The following is a 6,792-nucleotide window of genomic DNA, read 5'->3' as shown; positions in this document are numbered from 1 at the left end:
GCGCGTCGAGGCCGGAGCGGTATTCGTCAACGGCATGGTCAAAAGTGATCCGCGACTGCCATTCGGCGGCGTCAAGGCTTCGGGATACGGGCGGGAACTGGCCCGCTTCGGCATTCAGGAATTCGTCAATGTTCAGACCGTCTGGATCGCCTGAACACGTCGGCAACGAAAATATTGTAAACTTGATAATCACAGCAAGCTTTTGCCATAATGGCTGACAGCTCGATGCGGTAAGGCAGGCCATTGGAAATCGTGCGGATAAGCCGCGATGGCCGCTTTGCCACAGGGGAAAGGTTGACCGGTATTGCGTTTGGCGCTTCGGAAAAGGTGGATTGGAATCGGCTTTTTGGGGCTGGTTTTCGTACTGTGTTCTGTTTGGAGTCGGGCCGATAACAGGCAGCCGGAAGACACCGTCCGGCGGCACCTTCAGCAGATGATCGGGGAGACCGCAGCGGCCGGTGCGGTGGCTGATGCGTTTCTCGACGTGGAGGGGCTACGCATCCCCCTGCATCGGCATCTGCCGGATTTTTACCGGCGCCGCGATTTCAATCCGGCCTGGACCGATGCGCAGGGCCGCGTTTCCGTGGTGGCCTGGCAGTGGCTTGATCGCATCCAGGGGGTTGCGGCCGAGGGCTTGGATCCCCGGGATTATCATGTCGGGGTATTGGCCGCATCACTGGAAGCCGCACACGTCTCACGCGCCTATGAGGTTGACTGCGAGCCGGCGGGCCTGGCACTTATCGACCTGCTGCTGACCGACTCCTTTTTGAAGTATGTTTCCCAATTGTTCCCCAGCGGCGACGACGCGGCAGGGGCGGGGATGGAAGGGGCAAAGGTCGCCGTTGCCGATGTGGTTTCGGTGCTGAACCAGGTGCTGCGAAGACAGCAGGTGGGGGCTGTTCTGGACGCCCTGGCGTCCGAGCGTGCCGGTTACCGGCGCCTGCTGGTCTATCTGGAGCACTATCGTCGTCTGGACCTGGCCGGCGGCTGGCCGGTGCTGGATGACGGTCCGCCCGTGGCTTTGGGGCAGAGGGATTCCCGGTTGCCGGCGCTGCGGAGGGTTCTGGCTCTTGTCGGAGATCTGGATGCCGCTGCGTTGTCTTCCGGTCAGGTCATGGATCGCGTCACGGCGGAAGCCCTGAAGCGGTTTCAGGCGCGGCACGGGTTGCGCCCGGACGGTGTGCTCGGCCAACAGACACTGGCGCAGATCAATGTACCTGTTGTCCGGCGTATCGAACAGATCACCGTCAATCTGGAAAGGGAGCGCTGGCCCGACCGTGACGTCGGAGCTCGCTATCTGCAGGTCGACATTACCGATTTTCACCTGTCGGTATTCGATAGCGGCATTGAAGTCATGCGCATGCCGGTTGTCGTGGGCACCTCGTTTCGTCGCACGCCGGTATTTTCAGCCCTGATGACCTATCTGGTGTTTGCTCCTTACTGGACGGTGCCACCAACCATCCTCCAGCAGGATAAGCTGCCGCTGATCAAGGCCAACCCGAATTATCTGAAGGCCCATCACTACGAAATCGTGGCCTGGGGCAAGGATCCCGACCGCACTATCGATCCGCGGGGGATAAACTGGAAACAGGTGACGGCGGAAACCTTCCCCGGATTGCTGCGGCAGAAGCCGGGCCCCTGGAATCCGTTGGGCAGGGTGAAATTCATGTTCCCCAATGCCTATCATGTGTATCTGCACGATACGCCTTCCCGGCATCTGTTCGAAGAGCAGCAACGTACCTTCAGCTCCGGCTGCATTCGTATTGCCAGGCCCCTGGACCTGGCTGTTTTTCTGCTGGAAGGGCAGCAGGGCTGGAGCAAGGAGCGGGTCGCGCGGGAAATGGCCCGGTCCAGGCCCTACACAGTGTACCTGGAGCGTCCGTTGCCGGTGCACATCCTGTATCGCACCGCCTGGGTCGATACCCGGGGCCGCCTGCAGTTCCGCAACGATATCTATGAAAAGGATTCGGAGCTGCTTGGCGCGTTGCGGCAGCGGTCCGTGCCGTCGGAAAATGACGGCAACGCGCCAGGTCCAAAGAACGATGCGCTCAACAGCGAACGGGACGAGGTCCGCCCGATGGTCAGATGAGGTTTTTGAGCCAGCCAAACGCCAGCAAGGTGCCGGCCGTCGACCCGAGGTTGGAAAACATGAAGACCAGCAGCACGCGGGTGAGGCGGTTTCCCCACCAGCCGCGGAGCGTGGCGATGTCGTCGCCGACGCTTTCAAGATCCTGCACCGTGGGTGCGGCCAGCCAGGCCTGAACCATGCCGCTGACGAATCCCGCGCCGATAGCCGGGTTCAGGGAGGTAAAGGGGGCCGCGACAAATGCGGCCGCAATGGAAAGGGGGTGCCCCAGGGCGACAACCGCTCCCAGCGCGGAGAGGATGCCGTGGGCCAGCAGCCAGGCCACCGCCGCGTCCGCGACAAGAGCCCGATCACCCATGAAAAAGCCCGCGGCGAACAGGACCGCCACCAACGCCGGAATCAGCCAGGGCAGCAGCCGGGATACGGAAGATTTGGGCGGAATTTCTTCCAGGGCCGCCAGTTCCCGTTCCGTCAGGGAGCAGGTGAGGTTTTTACGGATGCCGGGCAGATGCGCGGCGCCGACCACGGCCACGATTCTGTCGCCCGGCGCGTTGGCAATGTGATGCGCCATGAAGCGGTCCCGCTCGTCCACCAGCACCGCCTTGAGATCGGGCAGGCTGTCGCCCATTTCCTGCAACAGCGCGGACAAGGTGTCCTCCTGCCGCAGTCGGGCAAGCTGTTCTTCATCCAGTTGCGGATTTTCGAACATGCCTGTCAAAAGCGCGGAAAACAGCCTGAGCTTTTTGCAGAAGCCGGTGCGACGCCAGGCCCGCAGCAGGGTGGTGCGGATATTGCGGTCGATCAGGCACAACTGCATATGGCGGGTTTCCGCTTCCTCGGCGGCCGCGGCGAGTTCCTCCCCGGGCTTTACGCCGGTGCCGAGCCCCATGCGTTTCTGGAATGATGAAAGGGCCAGGTTGGCCAGTAAATAGGCACCCTGGCCGCGGCGCAGAACCTGCATCAAATTGAGGGAGCGCCAGCGATGAGGATCCTTGAGCGCCTGGTAGCGCTGTTCATCGAGTTCAACGCAGACCGTGTCCGGTTGCTCGGTGGCGATCACCTGGCGGACTGTCGCAACAGAATCCCTTGAAATATGGGCCGTGCCGATCAGAACGATCTGCTTGTCGGCCACATCGATGCGCAATATGTCGGTATCGCTGGATTCGGTGTTCATTGGCGGTTCCTGCACGGGTTGAAAGGAAGTGTTTCGCGCTTCGGTAAGGGTGCCCAGGGGACACGTTTGCCCCGGGACACTGTTGTCCGGCAAGGGGATCGTTATCGGCGGGATGCGTTCCTGGACCAGTTCCCATCCGGAAACGGCCCTTTTCCGCCGTGGCGGCGTCAATCCGCAGGCTTGCTTGTGCGGCGTACCGATGTACGCCTCCGCGCAACCCCTTGATTTCCTTGCCACAACGAAAAATTTCTCGTTTCCCATATGAAAACTACGCTGTATCCATCCGGAGTTTCCGGATGCGAACAAACTAGAAAGCGCCCGGCTCTTGTCCGCGCGCTTCCTTGATGCAAGCTCTCCACTGCTGCCGTGGGTTCTCAGGCCTCCAAGCGAGTCCTGAACAGGTGGGTATCGCAGAAGGCGCATCAGGCGTCCCAATCCAGGTTGGGCTGGCACACAGCACCTACGTGCTCTCCCCATTTACAAAATTATACCGCTGGGACAATCAGAACCTCACCTGCAGAGCAGAGAGCTTTTTCGCAACTTCACTATAGACAAAACCCCCGGCAGTGACAAGGGGGAATTTTTCAGGATTTTCTTGCGCGACCGGGGACAGCTGGCCCGGAGTTTGCTTCCCGTGTGTTTGGCGTCTGAGTCGCCGGGGAGTACCGTCGCATTCACCTTTAAAAACCGTGGCATGGCTGCGGGCCTGTTCTGCGGATGTTGCCTGGTTACAATTCGCGGGGCAGGTGAGAGGCGGGACTCTCATTAGATAGTGTTCGTCCGGTGTTGTGAGGTGATCCGTTTACACCGGAATGCGTGCCAAACAGGATATTATGAAGATTCGTACCAAAGTAATCGGCATGGGACTGATGCTGGTCGTGGTGACGGCATTGTCCATCGTGGGGATCGCCATTGACCAGGTGCATATCCTCGATGTCGCCATTCATGGAGAGCTGGAGCGGTTTATCCGCAGTGAAACCCAAAAGGTGGCGGAAAACGTCTATCTGATGTGCCGATCCGTTCAGCAGCAGCAGGATGAGGAACTGGAGCGCAATCTGCAGGTTGCCGCGCGTTTGCTGCGGGATGGCGGTGGGCTGTCTTTTTCCCGGGAAGAAGTCCTCTGGCAGGCTGTCAACCAGTTCGATCACAGCCGCAAAGCTGTCCGGCTGCCGATGGTGTCGGTCGGCGGCTCCTGGCTTGGCATGGATCCGGATCCAAACCGTCGCATGCCGGTGGTCGATACGGTGCAGAATCTTCTGGGGGTTACCTGCACCCTTTTTCAGCGCATCAACGAGCAGGGCGACATGTTGCGCGTAGCCACCACCATTCTCGACAACGATGGCCGGCGGGCATTGGGATCCTACATTCCGCATCGCAATCCGGATGGCCAGTTCAATCCCGTCATTGACGCACTGCTTCGCGGCCAGCCTTACACCGGCAGTTCGTTCGTGGTGAACGACTGGTATGTCACCCGCTACGAGCCCCTGTTCGATCCCACCGGCAAAAAACTTGTCGGGGCCTTGTTTGTCGGCTATCTCCAGAAAAGCCTGGCGGGCTTGCGCAGTGCCATTCAGGATATTTCCGTCGGCAGAACCGGCTATGTTTCCATTCTTGGCAGCCAGGGAGGTCAGCGCGGCAAGCTGCTTATCGCACCCCGCAAGGAACAGTCGCAAGAGCCGGGCATAGCTGCTACGGATCGACAGAGTCTCCTCATAACCCAGCGCCTGTTGCAAAAAGCCTCGCGGATGGTCCGCGGGGGCGGCTCGGGAAAGATCCCCGTAACCTTCGAGCATTTTGTCGAGCGGGACACTGGAAACGGGAAGTTCCGGGATAAGCTGGTGGCCGTAACCTATTTCGAACCCTGGGACTGGGTTATTGTGGCCGGCGCCTACAAGGATGATTACGGCGATATTCAGAAAGGATTCGATGCTTCGCTGTCACGGGCTACTTTTCTGATTTTTCTCGTTGCTCTGGGGATCGTACTGTTTTCTCTGCTGGCGGGATTCTATCTCTCCCGCGGCATCGTTCGCCCACTGGAAAAGGCGATCCTGTTGTTCGACTGCATCGGCAAGGGGCGTCTTGACCACCACTTGAAGCTGGATCGCAAGGATGAAATCGGGCAGCTTGCCAAGGCGTTCAACCGCATGATCGACAATCTCAGGGAAGTGACGGCATCCCGTAATGAACTGAATCGGGAAATTATCGAGCGCAGCCGGGTTGAGATGGAACTCCGTGCTACCTCGGCTCAGCGCCGGGAGCTGGAAACGATTGTCAATCACAGCCCGGCCATGGCTCTTTTATGGCGTCTCGGGGAAACCTGGACGCTGGAATTTGTTTCGGACAATATCAGCCAGTTCGGTTACAAGGCCCAGGATTTTGTTTCCGGAGCCGTTCCGATGACCGATCTTGTGCCCGCCGATGATCTGGACAGACTCGCCGCCGGGCTCGATGCCTGCATAAAGCAGGGGCAGGAAGACCGCTTTTCGATGGAATGCCGCGTCATAAAGCACAGCGGCGAGATCTGCTGGGTGGATGCCAGACTGTGGCTGCGCCGTGACGAAAACGGGACGGTCACCCATTTGCAGGGGGTGCTGCTGGATGTCAGCGACCGAAAAAAAGTCGAGGAACAGGTGCGGATGCTGGCCTTTTACGATGCCCTGACCGGCTTGCCCAACCGCGCCCTGTTCATCAACCGCCTCGAACAAAGCCTGGCGCAGGCCACAAGGGATGGCCGGCTGCTGGCGCTGATGTATCTGGATCTTGACCATTTCAAGGCGATCAACGATACCTTCGGCCATGCTGCCGGCGATACGGTGCTGCAGTCTTCGGCTCAACGGATCAATTCCTGCCTGCGGCGCAACGATACGGTGGCGCGACTGGGCGGCGATGAGCTGGTCGTACTGTTGCCCGGTCTGGACGGGCCGGAGCAGGCCGAAACCGTTGCGCAAAAGATCATCAAGATGATGTCGGCGCCTTTTCAGCTGGAGTCCTTCCAGGTGAGTGTAACGCCAAGCATCGGCATCGTGCTGTTTCCGGAACATGGGAATGTGATGGGAGAACTGCTCAAACGTGCGGATATTGCTTTGTATGCCGCCAAGGAGGGCGGCCGCAACAGGTATGCGCTGTTTTGCCCGGAAATGGAGCAGGCCAGCAAGATCGTCGGCGTCCGCCTGCATGGACGCGCCGCAAGGCCGCTGGAACCAACGCAATCGAACGGGCCGGCGGAAGGGAATGTCTGAAAGACTCAGTCCGTGCGTTTGTTGACGCGGTAAACGAAGGCCAGGATTTCAGCGACCGCCTGGTAGAGTTCCGGCGGTATTTCCCGCCCCAGCGGAATTTTGCCGAGCACTTCTACAAGATCCGGATCGCGCACCACCTCCACGCCCGCTTCCCGCGCGACCGCCAGAATATTGGCCGCTACGGCGCCCTTGCCACTGGCGACGACCACCGGCGCGCTTTTGCCGTTCTGCTTGTAGGTCAGGGCGACCGCTTTATCGTTTTTCAGCTTGTCGGCCATGCATGCCTCTCAAAT

At 59.7% G+C, this 6,792-nt stretch carries 5 protein-coding genes and 1 other RNA gene; 3 read left to right on the top strand and 3 right to left on the bottom strand.

Going from position 1 to position 6,792, the window contains the following annotated elements; translation table 11 throughout:
• Positions 1-154: aldehyde dehydrogenase family protein (locus tag AB7E65_RS11390; protein WP_428745945.1), on the top strand; the 154-nt coding region annotated here is incomplete at its 5' end.
• Positions 155-433: 279 nt separating this feature from the next.
• Entirely contained in the window at positions 434-2,089 is a 1,656-nt protein-coding gene (locus AB7E65_RS11385; RefSeq protein WP_428745944.1) for a L,D-transpeptidase family protein, read from the top strand.
• Here AB7E65_RS11385 and AB7E65_RS11380 read toward each other — a convergent pair.
• On the bottom strand, positions 2,082-3,260 hold the full coding sequence (locus tag AB7E65_RS11380; protein ID WP_072285619.1) for a TraB/GumN family protein: 1,179 nt from the start codon (positions 3,258-3,260) through the stop codon (positions 2,082-2,084). The genes AB7E65_RS11385 and AB7E65_RS11380 overlap by 8 nt on opposite strands.
• A gap of 348 nt (positions 3,261-3,608) precedes the next feature.
• Positions 3,609-3,791, bottom strand: a non-coding RNA gene (gene ssrS / locus AB7E65_RS11375) — 6S RNA.
• Positions 3,792-4,093: 302 nt separating this feature from the next.
• On the opposite strand from ssrS, the gene AB7E65_RS11370 reads away from it, so the two are divergent.
• Positions 4,094-6,499: a Cache 3/Cache 2 fusion domain-containing protein gene (locus AB7E65_RS11370; RefSeq protein ID WP_428745943.1), complete on the top strand. Its 2,406-nt coding sequence runs from the start codon at positions 4,094-4,096 to the stop codon at positions 6,497-6,499.
• A gap of 5 nt (positions 6,500-6,504) precedes the next feature.
• Here AB7E65_RS11370 and AB7E65_RS11365 read toward each other — a convergent pair whose 3' ends face one another.
• Positions 6,505-6,777 carry an EscU/YscU/HrcU family type III secretion system export apparatus switch protein gene (locus AB7E65_RS11365; protein ID WP_428745942.1) on the bottom strand — a complete coding sequence of 91 codons (273 nt, stop codon included), beginning with the start codon at positions 6,775-6,777 and terminating at the stop codon, positions 6,505-6,507.
• Positions 6,778-6,792: the final 15 nt, after the last annotated feature.

The sequence above is a fragment of the Syntrophotalea sp. genome (genome assembly GCF_050253115.1).
Lineage (GTDB): Bacteria > Desulfobacterota > Desulfuromonadia > Desulfuromonadales > Syntrophotaleaceae > Syntrophotalea > Syntrophotalea acetylenica.
This window is presented reverse-complemented; position numbering and strand designations above follow the sequence as displayed.

Coding starts and splice junctions, on each gene's coding strand:
- AB7E65_RS11385 (WP_428745944.1), top strand. CDS start 434: ATGATCGGGGAGACCGCAGCGGCCGGTGCGGTGGCTGATGCGTTTCTC.
- AB7E65_RS11380 (WP_072285619.1), bottom strand. CDS start 3,260: ATGAACACCGAATCCAGCGATACCGACATATTGCGCATCGATGTGGCC.
- AB7E65_RS11370 (WP_428745943.1), top strand. CDS start 4,094: ATGAAGATTCGTACCAAAGTAATCGGCATGGGACTGATGCTGGTCGTG.
- AB7E65_RS11365 (WP_428745942.1), bottom strand. CDS start 6,777: ATGGCCGACAAGCTGAAAAACGATAAAGCGGTCGCCCTGACCTACAAG.